This is a genomic window from Xanthomonas sp. LF07-6 (assembly GCF_034105445.1).
GTDB lineage: Bacteria > Pseudomonadota > Gammaproteobacteria > Xanthomonadales > Xanthomonadaceae > Xanthomonas_A > Xanthomonas_A sontii.
In genome coordinates, this window is sequence record NZ_JAXGGI010000002.1 from 248,237 (window position 1) to 266,130 (window position 17,894).

Below are 17,894 nucleotides of genomic sequence, written 5' to 3' on the forward strand. Positions count from 1 at the left end.
CAGTCCATCCGAGGATCGAGCACGATGCGCGACACCCTGTCCCACTACATCGACGGCCAGCCCGTCGCCTTCCGCGGCGACGAGCACGCCGAGGTCTTCGACCCGGCCACAGGCGCCGTCCAGCGCCATGTGCCGCTGGGCGCCGCGCATGCGGTGGAGATGGCGGTGCGTGCCGCCAGTGCGGCCTTTCCCGGCTGGGCGGCGACGACGCCGCTGCAGCGCGCGCGGGTGCTGTTCCGCTTCCGCGAGCTGCTGGAACGCAATGCTGATGCACTGGCACGCTGCATCAGCGCCGAGCACGGCAAGACCGTGACCGATGCGCGCGGCGAAGTGGTCCGCGGCATGGAGGTGGTGGAGTTCGCCTGCGGCATCCCGCACCTGCTCAAGGGCGAGCATTCGCACGACGTCGGCCGCGGCGTGGACGCCTGGAGCGAATACGCGCCGCTGGGCGTGGTGGCCGGCGTCACCCCGTTCAACTTCCCGGCGATGGTGCCGCTGTGGATGCTGCCGGTGGCATTGGCCTGCGGCAACAGCTTCGTGCTCAAGCCCTCCGAACACGCACCCTCGGCGTCGCTGCGCCTGGCCGAATGGCTGCACGAGGCCGGATTGCCGGCCGGCGTGTGCAACGTGGTGCACGGTGCCAAGCCGGCGGTGGACGCGCTGCTGGCGCACCCGCAGGTGCAGGCGCTGAGCTTCGTCGGCTCCACCGCGGTGGCGGCCGACCTGTACGCGCGCGGCAGTGCGCTGGGCAAGCGCGTGCAGGCGCTGGGCGGGGCCAAGAATCACCTGGTGGTGCTGCCGGATGCCGACCTGGACGATGTCGCCGACGCCCTGCTCGGGGCCGGCTACGGCTCGGCCGGCGAACGTTGCATGGCGATCTCGGTGGCAGTGTGCGTGGGCGACGCGCTGGCCGATGCGCTGGTGGCCAGACTGGCGCCGCGCGTGGCCGCGCTGCGCCTGGGCGCGGGCCAGGCCGACGCCGGCCGCGACGAGCCGGACATGGGCCCGCTGGTCAGCGCCGCGCACCGCGAGCGCGTGCTCGGCTACATCCACAGCGGCGTGGCCGAGGGCGCACGCCTGGTGGTCGACGGCCGCCCGGCGGGCGCGGCCGACCACCCGGACGGCTTCTTCCTCGGCGGCAGCCTGTTCGACCACGTGCGCAGCGACATGCGCATCTACCGCGAAGAGATCTTCGGCCCGGTGCTGTGCGTGGTGCGGGTGGCCGACGCCGCCGCCGCGCTGCGCCTGATCGCCGACCACGACTACGGCAACGGCGCGGCGGTGTTCACCCGCGACGGCGGCGCGGCGCGTGCGTTTGCGCGGCAGGTGCAGGCCGGCATGGTCGGCATCAACGTGCCGATCCCGGTGCCGATGGCCTTCCACAGCTTCGGCGGCTGGAAGCGCTCGCTGTTCGGTCCGCTGCATGTGCACGGCCCGGACGGAGTGCGCTTCTACACCCGGCTCAAGACCGTCACCGCGCGCTGGCCCGAGGCCGCGGCCGGCGCCGAGTTCGCGATGCCGACGATGCGGTAGAGGGGAATGGAGAATCGGGAATAGGGAATCGCAAAAGCATCGCGGCGCGCACCGGTCAACGGGCAGGCGCATCCCTTGCTGTTGCTGTTGCTGTTGCTGTTGCTGTTGCTGTTGCTGTTGCTGTTGCTGTTGCTGTTGCTGTTGCTGTTGCCATTCCCCATTCCCGACTCCCCATTCCCGGCCAAGCGCCAAGCGCCAAGCGCTTGGCTCGCCGCAGCGCAACACGCGCCGACCATGCCCGGGTGTAGCCTTGCGCCACCCGGCGCCCGGCCGGGACCCACCGCCGCCACAGGAGCCGCTCCATGATCAAGGTCAGCGTGATGTACCCGTACACGCCAGGCGCCCGTTTCGACCATGCCTACTACCGCGACACGCACATGCCGCTGCTGCAGGCGCGCATGGGCGCCGCCTGCCTGCGCTACACCGTGGACAAGGGCCTGTCCGGCGGCACCCCCGGCAGCGACCCGACCTACGTCGGCATGTGCCACATCTTCAGCGAGTCGGTGGAGGCCTTCCAGGCCGGCTTCGGCCCGCATGCGGAGGAGATCCTCGGCGACATCAAGAACTACACCGACCTGACGCCGGTGATGCAGATCAGTGAGGTGGTGGTGGGGTGAAGCCGGGAATGGGGAATCGGGAGTAGGGAATCGGAAAGCGCCGCATGCGCGAACGACTCAGGCCATGCAGCCGCGACACACGCTGTTGCCATTCCCGATTCCCCACTCCCGATTCCCGGCCTCTACAATGCCGCCCCCGTCGCCACGCCGCACCGCCCGTTGATGAACATCGTTGTCAAAGAAGACCTCAAGGCCTATATCGATCCGCTGACCGCCGACGAATACGCTGCCCTGGAACGCAGCCTGCTGGCCGAGGGCTGCCGCGACGCGCTGGTGCTGTGGGGCGACATCCTGGTCGACGGGCACAACCGCTACGGCATCTGCCAGAAGCACGGCCTGCCGTTCCAGACCGTGCAGAACACCCGCTTCCAGTCGCTGCAGGACGTGCACCTGTGGATGATCGACCAGCACCTGGGCCGGCGCAGCGTCTCCGACTTCCAGCGCGGCGTGCTGGCGCTGCGCAAGCGCGAGATCCTCGCCGAGCGGCGCGCCAGCGCGGCTGCCGCAGAGGCGCCCGCAGCCGACGCCACTGACCCGGACGCGGCTGGCGAGACCGCCAACGACACCGACACCGACACGCCACCCTGGGCCGACGCACCGGCACCGCTCAGCCGCGCCGAACTGGCGCGCGTGGCGCGGCTCAGCAACAGCCAGGTGGTGCAGATCGAGAAGATCCAGAAGCAGGCCGCGGCCGAGGTGGTGGAAGCGGTCAAGTCCGGTGCGATCTCGATCAATGCCGCCGCGGCAGTGGCCAGCCTGCCCGAGGAGGAACAGCGCGCCGCGGCGATGGCCGGCAAGGACGAGCTGAAGCAGGCCGCCAAGCGCGCCCGCGAGTCCAAGCGCAAGCCCAAACCGGCGCCTGCGGACGCCGCCGAGGACGCGGCCCCGGCGGCGGATGCCGAGGGCGACACGGCGGCCACGCTGCGCCAGCGCGTGGCCGAACTCGAGGCCGAGAACCAGGCGCTGCGCGAGGAAGTGGCGGCGCTGCGCGCGCAGTTGCCGGGCTGATCCACGCGCACCGGCCATCCGTGCCGCGGCCGGATGACCTCGCCGCCGCGCGTGCAACCGCGCTCACCGCGCACTGCGTAGACTCGGCCGCATGAGCGTGTCTTCCGCCCCTGCCCTGCCCCCCGATCCGCGCCGCGCGCAGCTGCGGCGCATGAAGCTGCTGGCGGCGCTGTTGCTGCTGGCGATGCTGTGCGGCTTCCTGCTCAGCCATGCCATGGGCCTGCACGGGGTGTGGGCCTGGGTCGGCGCCTTCTGCGAAGCGGCCACGGTCGGCGCGCTGGCGGACTGGTTCGCGGTGGTGGCGCTGTTCCGGCATCCGCTGGGCCTGCCGATTCCGCACACCGCGATCATCCCGCACGGCAAGGCGCGCATCGCCGACAGCCTGGCGGTGTTCGTGCGCGATCAGTTCCTGGAACCGGGCGCGCTACTGGCCAAGCTCAGCGCGTTCGATCCCGCGGCGCGGCTGGGCCAGTGGCTGGCCGAACCGGCGCAGTCCGCACGGCTGGCCGATCTGGCCCGCGGCTGGGCGTTGCAGGCGCTGGACCTGCTGGACGAAGCCGCGGTGCGGCGCCGCATCCATGGTTTCGTGGTGACGCGGCTGCGCGACTGGGACGCCGCCGCCACCGCCGGCGAACTGCTCGGCCTGCTCACCGCCGACGGCCGCCACCACGCACTGCTCGACGAAGCGCTGACCCGGCTCGGCCGGCACCTGGACGATGCCGCGGTCAAGCAGCGGGTGTCGGCGATGATCGTCAAGTACGCGCGGCGCGAATGGCCCAAGCTGGTCGGCACCGTGGAATGGGTGAAGCCGGTGGAAGGCATCGCCGACACCCTCGCCGAGCGCCTGGCGCACGCGCTGCTGGACGAACTGCAGGAGGTGCTGTCGCAGCCGCAGCATCCGTTGCGCCAGGACTACGAGCGCTGGCTCGGCGGCTACGTGCAACGGCTGCGCGCCGATCCCGCCACCGCCGAGAAAGTGCAGGCGCTGAAGCAGCGGCTGATCGACCACCCCGGCGTACAGGCGTACGTGCAGGGCCTGTGGGATCAGATCCACAGCGCGCTGCGCGAGGACCTGTCGCGCCAGGACGGCGCGCTGGTGCAGCACCTGCAGCGCGCCCTCGGCGCGCTCGGCCAGTCGCTGGCGCAGGATCCCGCCCTGCGCGAGGCGCTCAACCAGCACCTGCTCGGCGGCGCCGAGCGGCTGACCCAGCGCCTGCGCAGCGGCGTCACCGAGCACATCGCGCAGACCGTGAAGGGCTGGGACGAACGCCACCTGGTCGAGCAACTGGAACTGAGCGTGGGCCGCGACCTGCAGTACATCCGCTTCAACGGCACCCTGGTCGGCGGATTGATCGGGCTGGCGCTGCACGCTGCCGTCACGCTGCTTGGCTGAGCGTGCATGACAAGGATGCACTGCGCCGCTGGAGCGGCCGGCCCGCTGCCGACGCACGATGCGACGCACGCACCCCACGACGGACCGCCGACCCGCGGCACCCGGTGCCATCCACGCAGCAAGGTGTAGACACGCCTCGACTCTTTGGACCGAAGGGCTGGCGCGACCGCCACGCCCGCGCTAGCGTTGGGGGACGACCTGCGGGGCCTGCGTCGCCGCTGTGAACGCCATCCCGCAACCGGTCGGGGGGAAGCCGATGCGCGTGCCGAACGCGCGTTCGCCAGAGGAAAGGGGAGCATGTCGAAGAAACGCCGGACACCCATCGCCGGCCCTGCGCGGCTTGCGCGGCTCGCCGCCCTGGCCGTGCTGGCCGTCGGGCTGCTCGCCGCGCTGCTGATCGCGCATGGCGTGCAGCAGCGCAACCGCGCGCAGGCGCAGGCGCGCTTCCAGCAACTGGTCTCGCACGTGGCCGGCGATCTGCGGCAGCGCCTGGACATGTACGAGCATGGCCTGCGCGGCGCGCGCGGTGCGGTGATCGCGGCCGGCGGCGACCGCATCTCGCGCGAGCGCTTCTCCCGCTACAGCGCCTCGCGCGACTATCTGCGCGAGTTTCCCGGGGTGCGCGGCTTCGGCTACATCCAGCGGGTGCCGCGCGCCGACGAGGCAGCGTTCCTGCAGCAGGCCCGCGCCGACGGCGCACCGTCGCTGCAGATCCGCGAACTGGCCCCGCACGACGGCGATCGCTTCGTCATCGTCTACATCCAGCCGACGCAGTCCAACACGCCGGCACAGGGCTTCGACATCGCCTCCGAACCGGCGCGACGCGACGCGGCGATCGCCGCCGCGCACTCGGGCAAGCCCACCATCACCGCGCCGATCCGCCTGGTGCAGCGGCCGGGTCTGGGCAAGAGCGGCTTTCTGCTGTTGTTGCCGGTGTATCGCGAAGGCCTGCCGCTGCAGACCCCGGAACAGCGCTGGCAGGCCACCAGCGGCTGGGCATACGCCCCATTGAGCATCGCCGAGGTACTGGCCTCCTCCGACGACCACCGCAACGAACTGCAGCTGAGCCTGGCCGACAGCCTGAACCCTGGGCAGCCGTTCTATCGCGACGACGCCACACCGATCCTGGCCGGAGGCCCCACCGCCGAGCGCACCCTGGCGGTCTATGGACGCCAGTGGCGTATCGGTGCACGCGCCACGCCGGGCTTCGTGCGCTCGCTCGACCAGACCTCGCCGCTGTTCGCCGGCGCGCTGGCCGCCGGTATCGCGCTGCTGCTCGCCACCCTGCTGTACGTGTTCCTGACCAGCCTGCGCCGCCGCGACCTGATCCTCAGCGAGCAGAGCCAACTGGCCGCCCTGGTCGCCGGCACCAGCGAAGCGATCGTCGCCGAAGACCTGAACGGCCGCGTGACCCACTGGAATCCCGCGGCCACGCGCATCTTCGGCTACACCCCGGAGCAGGCCATCGGCCAGCCGCTGCAGCGGTTGCTGGGCGCGCACGTCCGCGATCCCATCGACAGCGGCGACGGCGTCCGCGAGCTGCGCCACCGCGATGGTCACACCGTCAGCGTCCTGGCCAGCGTCTCGCCGATCGCCGGCACCCGCGGCGGCACCATCGGCCATTCGCACCTGCTGCACGACGTCACCGAACAGGTGCGCGCGCAGGCGCGGGTGCTGGAGCTCAACGCCACGCTGGAGCAGCAGGTGGCCGAGCGCACCAGCGAACTGGTGACCTATTCGGCGCTGCAGCGCGCGATCCTGGCCAATGCCGGCTACGCGATCGTCGCCACCGACCCGGACGGCGTCATCACCCTGTTCAACCCGGCCGCCGAACTGCTGCTCGGCTACGCCGCGCACGAGCTGATCGGGCGCAAGGCCACCGGCCTGTTCCTGGATCCGGAACAGCTGAGCGCACGCGCCGAGCGCATGGCCGCGCAATCGGGCATGCCGGTGCAGCCCTCGTTCGAGTCGGTGGCCGCACTGTCCACGCTGGGACGCAGCGACACCCGCGAGTGGACCTACCTGAGCAAGGATGGCCACGCCTTCCCCGTCTTGCTCACCCTGAGCACGCTGCGCGACGACGACGACCGGGTGATCGGCTACCTCGGCATCGCGGTCGATCTGACCGAGCAGAAGCGGCGCGAGCGCGAGCTGCGCCTGGCGATCGACGCGGCCGAAAGCGCCAACCAGTCCAAGAGCGATTTCCTGGCCAACATGAGCCACGAGATCCGCACGCCGATGAACGCGATCCTGGGCATGCTGTACCTGCTGCGGCACAGCGCGCTGTCGCAGGCGGCGCAGGACATGATCCAGAAGATCGAGCTGTCCGCACGCAACCTGCTGGAGATCATCAACGACATCCTCGACTTCTCCAAGATCGAGTCCGGACGCATCGACCTGGAATCGGCGCCGTTCGATCTCAACGAGTTGCTGGAGAACATCGCCGCGCTGATGACCTCGGCGACCAGCGCCAAGCCGGTGGAGATGATCGTCGAGCCGCTGCCGCCGGGCTGCCGCTGGCTGCGCGGCGACGCGCTGCGCCTGAACCAGGTGCTGATCAACCTGGTGGGCAACGCCATCAAGTTCACCGAACAGGGCGAGGTGGTGCTGTCGGTGCGCGCCTTCCCCGGCGCCGAACCCGGCAAGCTCAAGCTGCTGTTCTCGGTGCGCGACACCGGCATCGGCATCCCGCGCGAGAAGCAGAGCCTGATCTTCTCGCCGTTCCTGCAGGCCGACACCTCCACCAGCCGCCGCTACGGCGGCAGCGGCCTGGGCCTGACCATCAGCCGGCGCCTGGTGGAGCTGATGGGCGGGCAACTGGAAGTGCAGAGCGCCCCCGGCCAGGGCAGCGATTTCTACTTCGTCATTCCGTTCGCGGTGGCGCCGGCACCGGCCGACGACGCCGAACCGGCGCAGGCGCGGCGGGTGCTGATCGCCGACGACCACGACCTGGTGCGGCGCAGCCTGACCGACATCGCCAACGGCTTCGGCTGGCAGGTGGAAGCGGTGTCCAGCGGCACCGCCGCGTTGGCCGCGGCCGCGCCGGAACGGGCCGAGTTCGACGTGATCCTGCTGGACTGGCGCATGCCCGACCTGGACGGGTTGAGCGTGGCCCAGCGCATCCGCGCGCAATCGGCGCCGGACCGGCAGCCCATCATCGTCATGGTCACCGCCTACGAGCGGCGCATGATCCAGGAGCAGCAGCCTGGCGTCGCCGACGTGGATGCGGTGATGACCAAGCCGGTCACCGCCTCGGCCCTGCAGCGCACCATCGCCATGCTGCTGGCGCGCCGCAACGGGGAGCTGCCCGCGGCAGCGCCCGGCGACGGCGTCGCACGCCTGGCCGGGGCCCGCTTGCTGGTGGTCGACGACAGCGACATCAACCGCGAGGTCGCGCAGCGCATCCTCGAAGGCGAAGGCGCGCTGGTCGAGCTGGCGCAGGACGGCGCCCAGGCGCTGCAGCGGCTACGCCGCGATCCCGGCCGCTTCCACGTCGTGCTGATGGACGTGCAGATGCCGACCATGGACGGCTACGAAGCCACCCGGCAACTGCGTGCCGATCCGGACCTGGCCGCCGTGCCGGTGATCGCCCTCACCGCCGGCGCCTATCGCCAGCAGCAGGAGATGGCGCTGTCCAGCGGCATGAACGGCTTCATCGCCAAACCGTTCCAAGTCGAGGACCTGATCGCGATCATCCGCCGGTTCCTGCCGCCGAACCTGACCGCGCTGCCGCTGCTGCCGCTGGCGGCGCCACCGTCGGTGCTGCCGGCGGACGACTGGCCGGCCAGCGACCCCGCGCTGCTCGATACCGTCCAGGCGCAGCGGCTCTGGGGCGAACGCGAGCCATATCGGCGCTATCTGCTGAAGCTGTTGCAGGAACATCCCGACCCGGCGGCCAGCGTCCGCACCCTGCTGGAAGCGCAACGGCCCGCCGAGGCCGTCTCGCTGGTGCACAAGTTGCGCGGCTCGGCCGGATCGCTGGCCTTGCCGGCATTGAGCATCGCCAGCGCCGCCTTGGAAGAACGCTTGAGCACGGCGCCGACGCAGGCCGATGCCGAGATCGCCGCGCTGGCCGCGGCGATGGCCGACACCGCTGCCGAAGTGCTGCGCTTCGCCGACGCCACCCAGGGTGCGACGCCACCTGCGGCAGCGAACATCGCCGCGGTCGATCCGGCGACGCTGCAGGCCTCCTGGTATCAGGTGCTGCAGGTGCTGGACAGCGACGATCCGGACCGCATCGACCGCACGCTGCGGCAACTGGCGCCGGTCCTGCCGGCGGCGCAGGCCGCCGAGCTGCAACAGTTGCTGGAGAATTTTTCCTTCCGCGAAGCCGAGGCTCAAGTCAGGCGATGGCTGGCCGATGCACGCGATTGAGAGAGCGCCGCCCGCGCGGCGGCGCGTGTCCGACGGGAACCCACCATGACCCAGCCTTGCATCCTCTGTGTCGATGACGAACCCAGCAACCTGGCGCTGATCCGCCAGCTCCTGCGCGAGGACTACGCGCTGGTGTTTGCCAAGAACGGCGCCGAAGCCCTGCGCGGGGTGGCCAAGCACCGCCCGGCGCTGATCCTGCTGGATGTCGACCTGCCCGACATCGACGGTTACACCCTCGCCCGCACCCTGAAGGAAGATGCGCGCAGCGCGGCGATCCCGATCATCTTCGTCACCGCCAAGGACAAGGACACTGACGAGAGCATCGGGTTCGACGCCGGCGGCGTGGACTACATCACCAAGCCCTACTCGCCGAGCATCCTGCGCGCGCGGGTGCGCACCCACCTGTCGCTGGTCAGCGCCACCAGCCTGGCCGACAGCCATCGCGACGCGATCCAGATGCTGGGCATGGCCGGCCACTACAGCGACTCGGACACCGGCACGCATATCTGGCGCATGGCCGCCTACGCCCGCGCGCTCGCGCTGGCCGCCGGCTGGTCGTGCGAGGACGCCGATCTGCTGGAACAGGCCGCGCCGATGCACGACACCGGCAAGATCGGCATCCCCGATGCGGTGCTGAAGAAGCCCGGGCCGCTGGACGCCGACGAGTGGCAGGTCATGAAGCGGCACCCGCGGATCGGCTACGACATCCTCAGCCGCAGCAGCGCGCCGCTGTTCCGGCTCGCCGCCGAGGTCTCCCTGTACCACCACGAGCACTGGGACGGCGGCGGTTACCCGGCCGGCGTTTCAGGCACGCAGATTCCCGAATCGGCACGGATCGTGGCGCTGGCCGACGTGTTCGATGCGCTCACCTCACCGCGTCCGTACAAGGACGCATGGCCGCTGGAACAGGCGATGGCGCTGTTCCGCGACAAGGCCGGCAGCCAGTTCGAGCCGCGTCTGGTCGAGTTGTTCGAGGCGATCCTGCCGCAGATCCTGCAGATCCAGGCGTACTGGAACGAGCGCGAGACCGAGGATGACCCGCCGCCACGCGGCAAGGCGCAGGCCGCGCTGGGGCATCACGGCAGTTGATACAAGCCCCTCTCCCCCCGGGACAGGGGTTGGGGTGAGGGGACGGCGCGAAGCGACGCGCAGAGATCGAGGACACGCGGCTTCGCCCGTCCCCTCACCCGCCCCTTCGGGGCCCCTTCTCCCAGATGGAGAAGGAACAGCGCACTACGCTCCGCGATGGGCGTGACCGGTCACGCCCATCGCGGCTGAAGCCGCTCCTGCAGAAAGACACACGAGGCACCGCTTCTCAGCGCCGCTGCAGACGCCAGGCGCGGTGGATGCGCGGGTTGCGCTCGAAATCCACGTCGATGGTCTGCGCGCTGATCTCCTCGCACACCGCGAATTCGGCCAGCGCGTTCTCGTCCAGCTTGAAGCGGCGGAAGTTGTTGGAGAAGTACAGCACGCCCTCGGGCATCAGCCGCGCCACCGCCGCGCGCAACAGCCGCACGTGCTCGCGCTGGATGTCGAAATCCTCGGCGCGCGCGGAGTTGGAGAAGGTCGGCGGGTCGCAGAAGATCACGTCGTAGCGGTTCTTCTCCGCTTCCAGCCAGCTCAGCGCGTCGGCCTGCACCAGCCGGTGCTGGGCGCCGCCCTTGCCGTTGAAGGCCAGGTTGTCGGCGCACCACTGCAGGTAGGTGCCGGACAGGTCGACGCTGGTGGTGGAATCGGCGCCGGCCACCGCCGCCTGCACGCTGGCCACGCCGGTGTAGCAGAACAGGTTGAGGAAACGCTTGCCGCGCGCCTGCTGCGCCATCACCCCGCGCAGCGGGCGGTGGTCGAGGAACAGCCCGGTATCCAGGTAGTCGAACAGGTTCACCCGCAGCAGCGCGTCGTGCTCGCGCACCACCAGGAACTCGCCGCGCTGCTCGAAGCGACCGTACTTGCTGCCGCCCTTGCCGCGTTCGCGGGTCTTCAGCGCCACCTGCTCGGCCGGCACCGCGAACACCTCGCGCGCGGCCGCCAGCAGTTCGTTGCGGCGGCGGCGCACGTCCGCGTCGGGAATGCTGTCCGGCGCCGCGTATTCCTGCACGTGCAGGAAGGTGCGCGCCTGGCCGCCGTCTTCCTGGTACACGTCGATCGCCGCCGCGTACTCGGGCAGGTCGGCGTCGTAGGCGCGGTAGCAACCGATCCGCGCGCGCGCGCGCCAGGTCTTGAACTTGCGCAGGTTCTTGCGCAGGCGGTTGGCGACCATCTGCGCACCGTCGCTGAGCGCGCGCGGCTCCTCGCTGGCGCCCGCGCGCGGCGCGACCGCGATCGGGTCGCAGACGATCAACGGGCATTCCAGCGCGCCGTTGAACATCTGGTATTTCTTGGCCGCGCGCAGGCCGGTGGCATAGGCCAGTTCGTCGCTGCCGCACAGCAGGCTGGCGCGCCACTGCGGCACCGCGCGCTTGAGCGCATCGCCCAGGCGCCGGTACAGCGCCGCGTCGGCGGCCAGGCGCTCGTCGTAGGGGGGATTGCACACCACCGTGCCCAACGCCTGCGCCGGCGCGGGCAACGCCGCGACGTCGTGCGCGGCGAAGGCGATCGCCTCGACCACGCCGGCCGCCAGCGCGTTCTCGCGCGCCGCGCGCAGCGCATGCGGGTCAATGTCGCTGCCGTACAGCACCGGCCGCAACGCGGCGCGACCGGCCTGGGCGCGCTGCCGTGCCTCGGCCAGCAGCGAACGCCAGGACGCCACGTCGAACCCCAGCCAGCGACTCGGCGCGGCATCGGCAGCAGTGTCGCCGCGCTGCTGCGCCGCCAGTTCGCCGCGCAGCAGGCCCGGCGCGACATCGGCGGCCATCAGCGCGCCTTCGATCAGCAGTGTGCCGCTGCCGCACATCGGATCCAGCAGCCCGCCACCCTGCGCATACAGGGCCGGCCACTGCCCGCGCAGCAGCACCGCCGCAGCCAGGTTCTCCTTCAGCGGCGCCTCGTTCTGCGCCTGGCGCCAGCCGCGCCGGTGCAGCGAGCCGCCGCCCAGGTCCACCGACAGCGTCGCGCGGCCCTTGCGCAGCGACAGGTTCAGGCGCAGGTCCGGGTGCTCCACGTCCACCGACGGCCGCTCCAGGCCCTCGCCGCGCAGCGTGTCCACCACCGCATCCTTGACCCGCTGCGCCGCGAAGCGCGCATGGGTGATGCCCGTGCCGGACACATGCGCATCCACCGCGAGGGTGTGCTGCGGCGCCAGATGGCTGCGCCACGGCAGCGCGGCCACGCCGGCGTACAGCGCCGCCTCGTCGGGGCAGTCGAAGGACTGCAACGGCCACAGCACACGGCTGGCCAGGCGCGACCACAGCACCGCGCGCTGCGCGTCCTGCAGGCTGCCTTCGGCATTGACCCCGGCGACGGTGGCGGTGGCCTGCGCCACGCCGAGCGCGAGCAGCTCATCGACGAGCAGGTATTCCAGGCCCTTGGCGCAGGAGACGAAGAATTTCACGGAAGGCGGACCAGGACGGACGGGAGGGAGGCACGGCGGGCGCCGCGCGCGTGGCGCATCGCAGCGCCGGATCCGGCGTTACCGCGGCCGCGGCCGCGGATCGAGGGATGGGCACGCGCACGCACCGCATCGGAACGGCGCGCAGAATACCACAGGGTCCGTGCGCCCCTGCCTGCTGCGCGGTGCCCTGGCGCAGGGTGCGCCGCGGCCGTCACTGGCCTCGTGTGACGGGCACAGCGACGTCGCCCGCCGGCGTTCGCTTCGCGACCACCCCGCGCCGTGGCAGATGAAGCTGGCGCTGCAGACGCGCTCTCCTGCCGCCTGGTGCGCGACGCATCGCGCAATGCGAGACCACGAATCCGGCGCCGGGCAGGCCCGGCGGCAGACCCCGTCGACGGCAGCGTACGCCGCTCACCACGGCGTCAGCCGCCACGCCTCGGGATCGGCCTGCAAGCGCTGCTGCAGGCGCAGTGTGTCCAGGAACTCCGCATCGTGCGAGACCACCAGCAGCGCGCCGGGGTACTGCAGCAGCACCGCGCGCAAGGCGTCGCGGGCTTCGCGGTCCAGGTGGTTGTCCGGCTCGTCCAGCAACAGCAGTTCGGCCGGCGGCGTGCGGTAGAAGGCGCAGGCCAGCGCAGTCTTCAGCCGCTCGCCGCCGCTGAGCTGGCCGCAGGGCACGCCGATGCGCTGCGCGTCCAGGCCGAGCAAGGCCAGCCGCGTGCGCAGGTCGGCGAGTGCGATGCCGGGCGCGGCGGCCTGCACCTGCGCCAGCGCGGTGGCGTCCGGGTCCAGCGACACCAGCGACTGATCCAGGTAGGCGCTGGCGGCGCGCACCCGGCAGCTGCCGGACAGCGCCGCCACCTGCCCGGCCAGCAGCCGCAACAGGGTGGACTTGCCGCTGCCGTTGGCCCCGACCACGCCGATGCGTGCGCCGCCCTGCACCACCAGATCCAGCGGCTGCCGCGTCGCCGGCGCGAACGGCAGCCGCAGCGCCTGCAGTTCGACCAGGCGCCGGGTGGCCGCATCGGCCGGCGGCGGCGCGAACAGCGCCACCGGTGCGTCGGGCTGTACCTGACGCGCAGCCTCGGCGATGCGCTCCAGGCTGCGCGCCTGCGTGGCCTGATGATCGCGCACCCGCTTGCCGGCACTGTCCTGGCTGCGCTGCTTCTGCCGGCCGAGCAGGATCGGCGCCTGGTTGGCCGTGCCGGCCTGCTGCCGCCCGCGCGCACTGCGCCGCTGCTGTCGATCGTGCTGTGCCTGCCAGGCAGCGTTGTCGCGCGCGTGCTGCATCTTGTGCTGCGCCAGTTCGGCCTGCGCGGCCTCGCGCTCGCGCGCCCGGCACTGCAGGTAGAACGCGTAGTCGCCGCCGTAGTCGCGCAGCCCGCCTGGCGACAGTTCCAGCGTGCGCTGCATGTCCTGCAGCAGCAGCGCATCGTGGCTGATCACCAGCAGGCCGCCCGGCCAGCGCTGCAGCGCCTCGCGCAGGCGCTGCCGCTGCGCCGCGTCCAGGTGCAGGGTCGGCTCGTCCAGGATCAGCGCATCGGCCTCGGCCAGCCAGGCGCCGATCAGCGCCACCCGCATCGCCTCGCCGCCGCTGAGCGTGGCCGCCAGGCGGTGCGGCTCCAGCGCGCCCAGGTCGTGCGCGTGCAGTTGCGCCTGCAGGCGCTGGGCGATGTCCCAGCGTTCGCCCAGCGCGTCGAAATCCGCCACGTCGGCACTGCCGGCCTCGATCCGCGCCAGCGCCCGCAACGCCGTGCCCACGCCGGCCAGGTCGGCGACGGTGGCGTGCGGCGCCGGCGCGATCTGCTGCGGCACGTAATGCAGGCGGCCGTGGCGCACGCAGCGTCCGGCGCTGGGCGTCAGTTCGCCGGCAAGCAGGCGCGCGAACACGCTCTTGCCGACGCCGTTGCGGCCGACCAGGCCAGTGCGGCGCGTATCGAGCGCGAAGTGCAGATCGGAGAACAGGATCCTGCCGTCGGGCAGAACATGGGTCGCGCTGTCCAGCGCAAGCAGCGGATGCGTCATGGGAACCTCCATGGATGCCGGTCGTGCCCGCCGATGGCTCGGCAGGTGGGACGAGGGCCGTCGCGAAGACGGCGGCATCAATGGCGCATCGGCGTGGGTCCTCGATCAGGGTGAACGCGGGACGATGCTAACGCACCCCGGCCGTGAGGGGCCACGGTGCGCCGCGCTGGCTCAGGTCGCGGACAGGAACGCCGGGTGGTAGGCCACCTCGCCCATCGGCGGCAGGCGCTCGCCGAAGGCCAGCGCCTGGAAGGCCTCCACCGGCGCGCCAGGCAGGGTCAACCCGGGTTCCGGGCGGAAGCCGAAGCGCGCGTAGTAGGCCGGGTCGCCCAGCACCACGCACCCGGCCGCGCCCTGCGCCTGCAACTGCGCCAGCGCCTCGCGCACCAGCCGCGTGCCCAGGCCCTGGCGCTGGTGGCCCGGCCCCACCGACAGCGGTCCCAGCCCGTACCAGCCGCGGCTGTCGTCGGACAGGCTCACTGGCGACACCGCGACGTGGCCGACGATGTAGCCCTCGTGCTCGATCACCAGCGACAGGGTCAGCGCGCCGTCCGCGCGCAGCCGTTCGATGATGTCCTGCTCGTCGTGGCGGCTGTGCGCGACGCGGAAGAAGGCGACCAGGGTCAGCGCCTCGATCGCCGCCGTGTCGGCCGGCCGCTCGGCGCGCAACAGCATGTCGTCGGCTGCGCTCACAGGCGCTCCAGCAGCTCGGCGAAGGCCTGCGCCGAGGTCGCCACGTGCTCGCCCAGGCGATGCGTGTCGTCGACCAGCAGCAGCCGCGCCGCGCGCGCCTGCGCCCAGGCGATCACTTCACTGGCGGGAATCAGTTCGTCGCGCCAGGCATGCACCACCGAGGTCGGCACCGGTGCCGCATCCAGCGCCGGCATGTGCCCCATCCGCGTCGGCGGCACCATCAGGAACAGGCCGCGCACCGGCACGTGCAGCGACACCTGCGCGGCGATGTAGGCGCCGAGGCTGGAACCGGCCAGCACCAGCGGCCCGCGCTGCGCCGCCGCCTGCGCCAGCTCCAGCAGGCGCTGCAGGCGGGTCGGCACGTCGCCCAGCGGGCTGATGTCGCGGCGCGCATCCAGGTCGGTGTAGTCCGGGCGCGAATGGCTCCAGCCCAGGCGTTCCGCCACCTCGGCCAATGCGGTCACCTTGATCGCGTCCGGCCCGCTCTCGAAGCCGTGCGAGAGGATGCAGTGGCCGCGGCTCACAGCGCCACCACCGCATCGCCCAGCCGCAGCGTGCCGCCGTGCACGATGCGTGCGCACAGGCCGCCGTGGCCACGCATGGCGTTGTACCCGCCGGGCCCCAACGCCTGCTCCATGCGCGAGCACGGGTCGCACGGCGCGATGCCTTCCAGCTCGACCTCGCCGATGCGGAAACGGCGCCCCTTCAGCGCGATCAGCGGAATGCCCGACACCACCACGTTGCGCCGCAGGGTCGCCGGCGCCACCCCCGCATGGCCGGCCAGCGCCGCGATCGCCTGCAGGTGTTCGGCCTGGATCAGGGTCACGCCGCGCTTGCCGTTGCGGCCAGCGTAGCGGTCGCCGTGCAGGCCGCCATCGGTCTGCGCCTCAGCGGCGTCGACCTCGTGCATCGGCACGTCGCGCGCCGGGCGCAGGCCGATCCATTCCACGCGTCCGGCGCGCGGCAGTGTGGCCAGCAGGGTCGCCAGCGGGCTTTCGGAATTCAGGGTCATCGGCGAATGCTAGCATCCGCGCATGCCGCCCACCCCGCCGTTGCCGATCCACGATGCGCCCCTGCCCTACGTCGGCCTGCTGCAGGAGCGCGCGCCGGACAGCATCACGCTGGCGGTGATCCACTGCACCGAGTTGCCGGACCTGGCCAGCGCGCGCCTGTACGGCGAGCGTGTGCTGTATCCGTCGGGCACCGGCAACAGCGGCCACTTCTACATCGACCGCGACGGCAGCGTGCATCGCTACGTGCCCGCGGAGCGCATCGCGCACCACGTGCGCGGCTACAACCCGCAGTCGCTCGGCATCGAACTGATCAACCGCGGACGCTATCCGCTGTGGCTGGATTCGCGCCACCAGGCGATGTGCGAGGACTACCCGCCGGCGCAAGTGCAGGCGCTGATCCGGCTGCTGCAGCAGTTGCGCGCGGAACTGCCGCAGCTGCGCCACATCGCCGGACACGACGCGCTGGACCGCAGCCTGGAACCGGCCAGCGACGATCCGACGCGGCAGGTGCAGCGCAAGCTGGATCCGGGACCGCGTTTCCCCTGGCCGCAGGTGCTGGAGGCGGTGACGCTGGCGCCGTATGCGCCGCCTGTGTGACCGCCTTGGAGGCGGTGGATTGGAACGGCTGATTCGGGCCGCGATGGAGTATCAGACAGGGTCGCATTCGCAGGCTCCCGCAGGAGCGGCTTCAGCCGCGCCCCGGCTTCACCGGGAACGGCCCGGTCGCGGCTGAAGCCGCTCCTGCGCGATTTTCCACGCGCGCTCAGTGCACGCCGACGTAGTTCTTCTCGCCGGCGGTCACCGCCACGTCCAGGCGATTGCCGACCGGCGCCAGCGGGCACACCACGTGCGGGGTGAACGCGCATGGCGGGTTCTGCGCCAGGTTGAAATCCAGCACGATGCGGTCGCCCTGCGGCGCCGGCACGAACAGATAACGGGCGCCGCCATAGCTCTCGCGGCCGCTGGTGCGGTCGGAGAACGGCAGGAACAGGCGCTGGCTGGCGCCGTCGCGCAGGATCTGCAGCTTGTAGCGCCGCCCCCGCAGCACGAACTCAGCGCTGCCGACCAGGGCCAGCGGCTGCGGCGTGCCGATCGAGGTGAGCAGCACCATCGCCTGCGGCGCCGGCACCGGATGCCAGTCGGCCACCACCCGCCACTGCGGATCGATCGGGAAGTAATCGATGCTGCGGAAGCGCGCGCGCGCCGGCGCCTGCGGATCGCGGAAACGCCAGCCGAACAGGTTGCCGGTGCGCACCACGTAGAACTCCTGCGCCCCCAGCGCAAGGCGGGTCTGGGTGTCGTGCGCCGCGTCGGTCTCCAGGCGGCCACCGGCGAACGGCTGGCCGTTCACCTGCACCGCCGCGTCCGCGGCGGGCTGGAACTGCACGCCCTCCTGCAGATCCACCTGCAGCATGCCCAGATGCGCCGGGCCGGCCGGCAACTGCACATCGTTGTCGGGTGCGCTGCCGACCCGGTGCAGGCCACTGTGCAGACGCCCGGAGCCGGTGAAACTCAACCAGCCCGACGGCGCGCGCAATGTCGCCAGGCGCTGCGCACGATTGCGCTCCACCGCCTCGCGATAATGCGTGGCAGATTGCGCGCGTGGCGAGGCGTCGGCGCCATCGGCCGACGCGCGGCGGTCGCCGCAGGCGGCCAAGCCCAGCAGCATCGCCAGCCCGCAGGCCTCACGCCAGCGCATGGTGCCGCCCCTGTCGCGTGCCATCGTGCATGCGTTCCGTGTGGACCGG

General features: G+C 71.6%; 14 protein-coding genes. 8 read left to right on the forward strand and 6 right to left on the reverse strand.

The annotated features are described in order from the left end of the window. Window positions 1–24: 24 nt before the first annotated feature. The 7 genes from SLW56_RS05630 to SLW56_RS05660 all read left to right on the forward strand — a co-directional run bounded on the left by SLW56_RS05630 (window position 25) and on the right by SLW56_RS05660 (window position 10,014). Complete coding sequence (locus SLW56_RS05630; protein ID WP_320694471.1) at window positions 25–1,533, forward strand: CoA-acylating methylmalonate-semialdehyde dehydrogenase; 1,509 nt, start codon at window positions 25–27, stop codon at window positions 1,531–1,533. 75 nt (window positions 1,534–1,608) lie between these two features. Continuing rightward, window positions 1,609–1,839, forward strand: a complete 231-nt coding sequence (locus tag SLW56_RS05635; protein ID WP_320694472.1) for a hypothetical protein — start codon at window positions 1,609–1,611, stop codon at window positions 1,837–1,839. Then, window positions 1,836–2,150, forward strand: a complete 315-nt coding sequence (locus SLW56_RS05640; protein WP_017908811.1) for an EthD family reductase — start codon at window positions 1,836–1,838, stop codon at window positions 2,148–2,150. Before SLW56_RS05635 ends, SLW56_RS05640 begins: the two co-directional genes overlap by 4 nt. A 162-nt stretch (window positions 2,151–2,312) precedes the next feature. Next, window positions 2,313–3,158 carry a plasmid replication/partition related protein gene (locus tag SLW56_RS05645; protein ID WP_152236404.1) on the forward strand — a complete coding sequence of 282 codons (846 nt, stop codon included), beginning with the start codon at window positions 2,313–2,315 and terminating at the stop codon, window positions 3,156–3,158. Window positions 3,159–3,309: 151 nt separating this feature from the next. Further along, window positions 3,310–4,551 (forward strand): DUF445 family protein, encoded by a 1,242-nt coding sequence (locus SLW56_RS05650; RefSeq protein ID WP_295941721.1) that lies wholly within the window; start codon window positions 3,310–3,312, stop codon window positions 4,549–4,551. Window positions 4,552–4,848: 297 nt separating this feature from the next. Then, window positions 4,849–8,925 (forward strand): CHASE domain-containing protein, encoded by a 4,077-nt coding sequence (locus tag SLW56_RS05655; protein ID WP_320694473.1) that lies wholly within the window; start codon window positions 4,849–4,851, stop codon window positions 8,923–8,925. Window positions 8,926–8,970: 45 nt separating this feature from the next. After that, window positions 8,971–10,014: an HD domain-containing phosphohydrolase gene (locus tag SLW56_RS05660; RefSeq protein ID WP_267117261.1), complete on the forward strand. Its 1,044-nt coding sequence runs from the start codon at window positions 8,971–8,973 to the stop codon at window positions 10,012–10,014. A 226-nt stretch (window positions 10,015–10,240) separates the two neighbouring features. On the opposite strand, the gene rlmKL is transcribed toward SLW56_RS05660, so the two are convergent. The 5 genes from rlmKL to SLW56_RS05685 form a co-directional block, all read right to left on the reverse strand. Then, on the reverse strand, window positions 10,241–12,415 hold the full coding sequence (rlmKL, locus tag SLW56_RS05665; RefSeq protein WP_320694474.1) for a bifunctional 23S rRNA (guanine(2069)-N(7))-methyltransferase RlmK/23S rRNA (guanine(2445)-N(2))-methyltransferase RlmL: 2,175 nt from the start codon (window positions 12,413–12,415) through the stop codon (window positions 10,241–10,243). A 411-nt stretch (window positions 12,416–12,826) separates the two neighbouring features. After that, window positions 12,827–14,440: an ABC-F family ATP-binding cassette domain-containing protein gene (locus SLW56_RS05670; protein ID WP_320694475.1), complete on the reverse strand. Its 1,614-nt coding sequence runs from the start codon at window positions 14,438–14,440 to the stop codon at window positions 12,827–12,829. Window positions 14,441–14,611: 171 nt separating this feature from the next. Beyond that, complete coding sequence (locus SLW56_RS05675; RefSeq protein ID WP_320694582.1) at window positions 14,612–15,115, reverse strand: N-acetyltransferase; 504 nt, start codon at window positions 15,113–15,115, stop codon at window positions 14,612–14,614. 14 nt (window positions 15,116–15,129) lie between these two features. Beyond that, the gene (locus SLW56_RS05680) at window positions 15,130–15,657 is read right to left on the reverse strand and encodes an alpha/beta fold hydrolase (protein WP_017916756.1); all 528 of its coding nucleotides are present in this window, start codon (window positions 15,655–15,657) and stop codon (window positions 15,130–15,132) included. Further along, the gene (locus tag SLW56_RS05685) at window positions 15,654–16,145 is read right to left on the reverse strand and encodes an MOSC domain-containing protein (RefSeq protein WP_320694476.1); all 492 of its coding nucleotides are present in this window, start codon (window positions 16,143–16,145) and stop codon (window positions 15,654–15,656) included. Before SLW56_RS05685 ends, SLW56_RS05680 begins: the two co-directional genes overlap by 4 nt. 22 nt (window positions 16,146–16,167) lie before the next feature. Here SLW56_RS05685 and SLW56_RS05690 point away from each other — a divergent pair, with 22 nt between their 5' ends. Further along, on the forward strand, window positions 16,168–16,743 hold the full coding sequence (locus SLW56_RS05690; RefSeq protein WP_320694477.1) for an N-acetylmuramoyl-L-alanine amidase: 576 nt from the start codon (window positions 16,168–16,170) through the stop codon (window positions 16,741–16,743). A gap of 166 nt (window positions 16,744–16,909) precedes the next feature. On the opposite strand, the gene SLW56_RS05695 is transcribed toward SLW56_RS05690, so the two are convergent. Then, the gene (locus SLW56_RS05695; RefSeq protein ID WP_320694583.1) at window positions 16,910–17,845 is read right to left on the reverse strand and encodes a DUF1684 domain-containing protein; all 936 of its coding nucleotides are present in this window, start codon (window positions 17,843–17,845) and stop codon (window positions 16,910–16,912) included. Window positions 17,846–17,894: the final 49 nt, after the last annotated feature.

Bases quoted from the DNA above. Each gene is read 5' to 3' on its own strand.
- SLW56_RS05630 (WP_320694471.1), top strand. From the start codon at position 25: ATGCGCGACACCCTGTCCCACTACATCGACGGCCAGCCCGTCGCCTTC.
- SLW56_RS05640 (WP_017908811.1), top strand. From the start codon at position 1,836: ATGATCAAGGTCAGCGTGATGTACCCGTACACGCCAGGCGCCCGTTTC.
- SLW56_RS05645 (WP_152236404.1), top strand. From the start codon at position 2,313: ATGAACATCGTTGTCAAAGAAGACCTCAAGGCCTATATCGATCCGCTG.
- SLW56_RS05650 (WP_295941721.1), top strand. From the start codon at position 3,310: ATGAAGCTGCTGGCGGCGCTGTTGCTGCTGGCGATGCTGTGCGGCTTC.
- SLW56_RS05655 (WP_320694473.1), top strand. From the start codon at position 4,849: ATGTCGAAGAAACGCCGGACACCCATCGCCGGCCCTGCGCGGCTTGCG.
- SLW56_RS05660 (WP_267117261.1), top strand. From the start codon at position 8,971: ATGACCCAGCCTTGCATCCTCTGTGTCGATGACGAACCCAGCAACCTG.
- SLW56_RS05670 (WP_320694475.1), bottom strand. From the start codon at position 14,440: ATGACGCATCCGCTGCTTGCGCTGGACAGCGCGACCCATGTTCTGCCC.
- SLW56_RS05675 (WP_320694582.1), bottom strand. From the start codon at position 15,115: ATGCTGTTGCGCGCCGAGCGGCCGGCCGACACGGCGGCGATCGAGGCG.
- SLW56_RS05685 (WP_320694476.1), bottom strand. From the start codon at position 16,145: ATGACCCTGAATTCCGAAAGCCCGCTGGCGACCCTGCTGGCCACACTG.
- SLW56_RS05690 (WP_320694477.1), top strand. From the start codon at position 16,168: ATGCCGCCCACCCCGCCGTTGCCGATCCACGATGCGCCCCTGCCCTAC.
- SLW56_RS05695 (WP_320694583.1), bottom strand. From the start codon at position 17,845: ATGCGCTGGCGTGAGGCCTGCGGGCTGGCGATGCTGCTGGGCTTGGCC.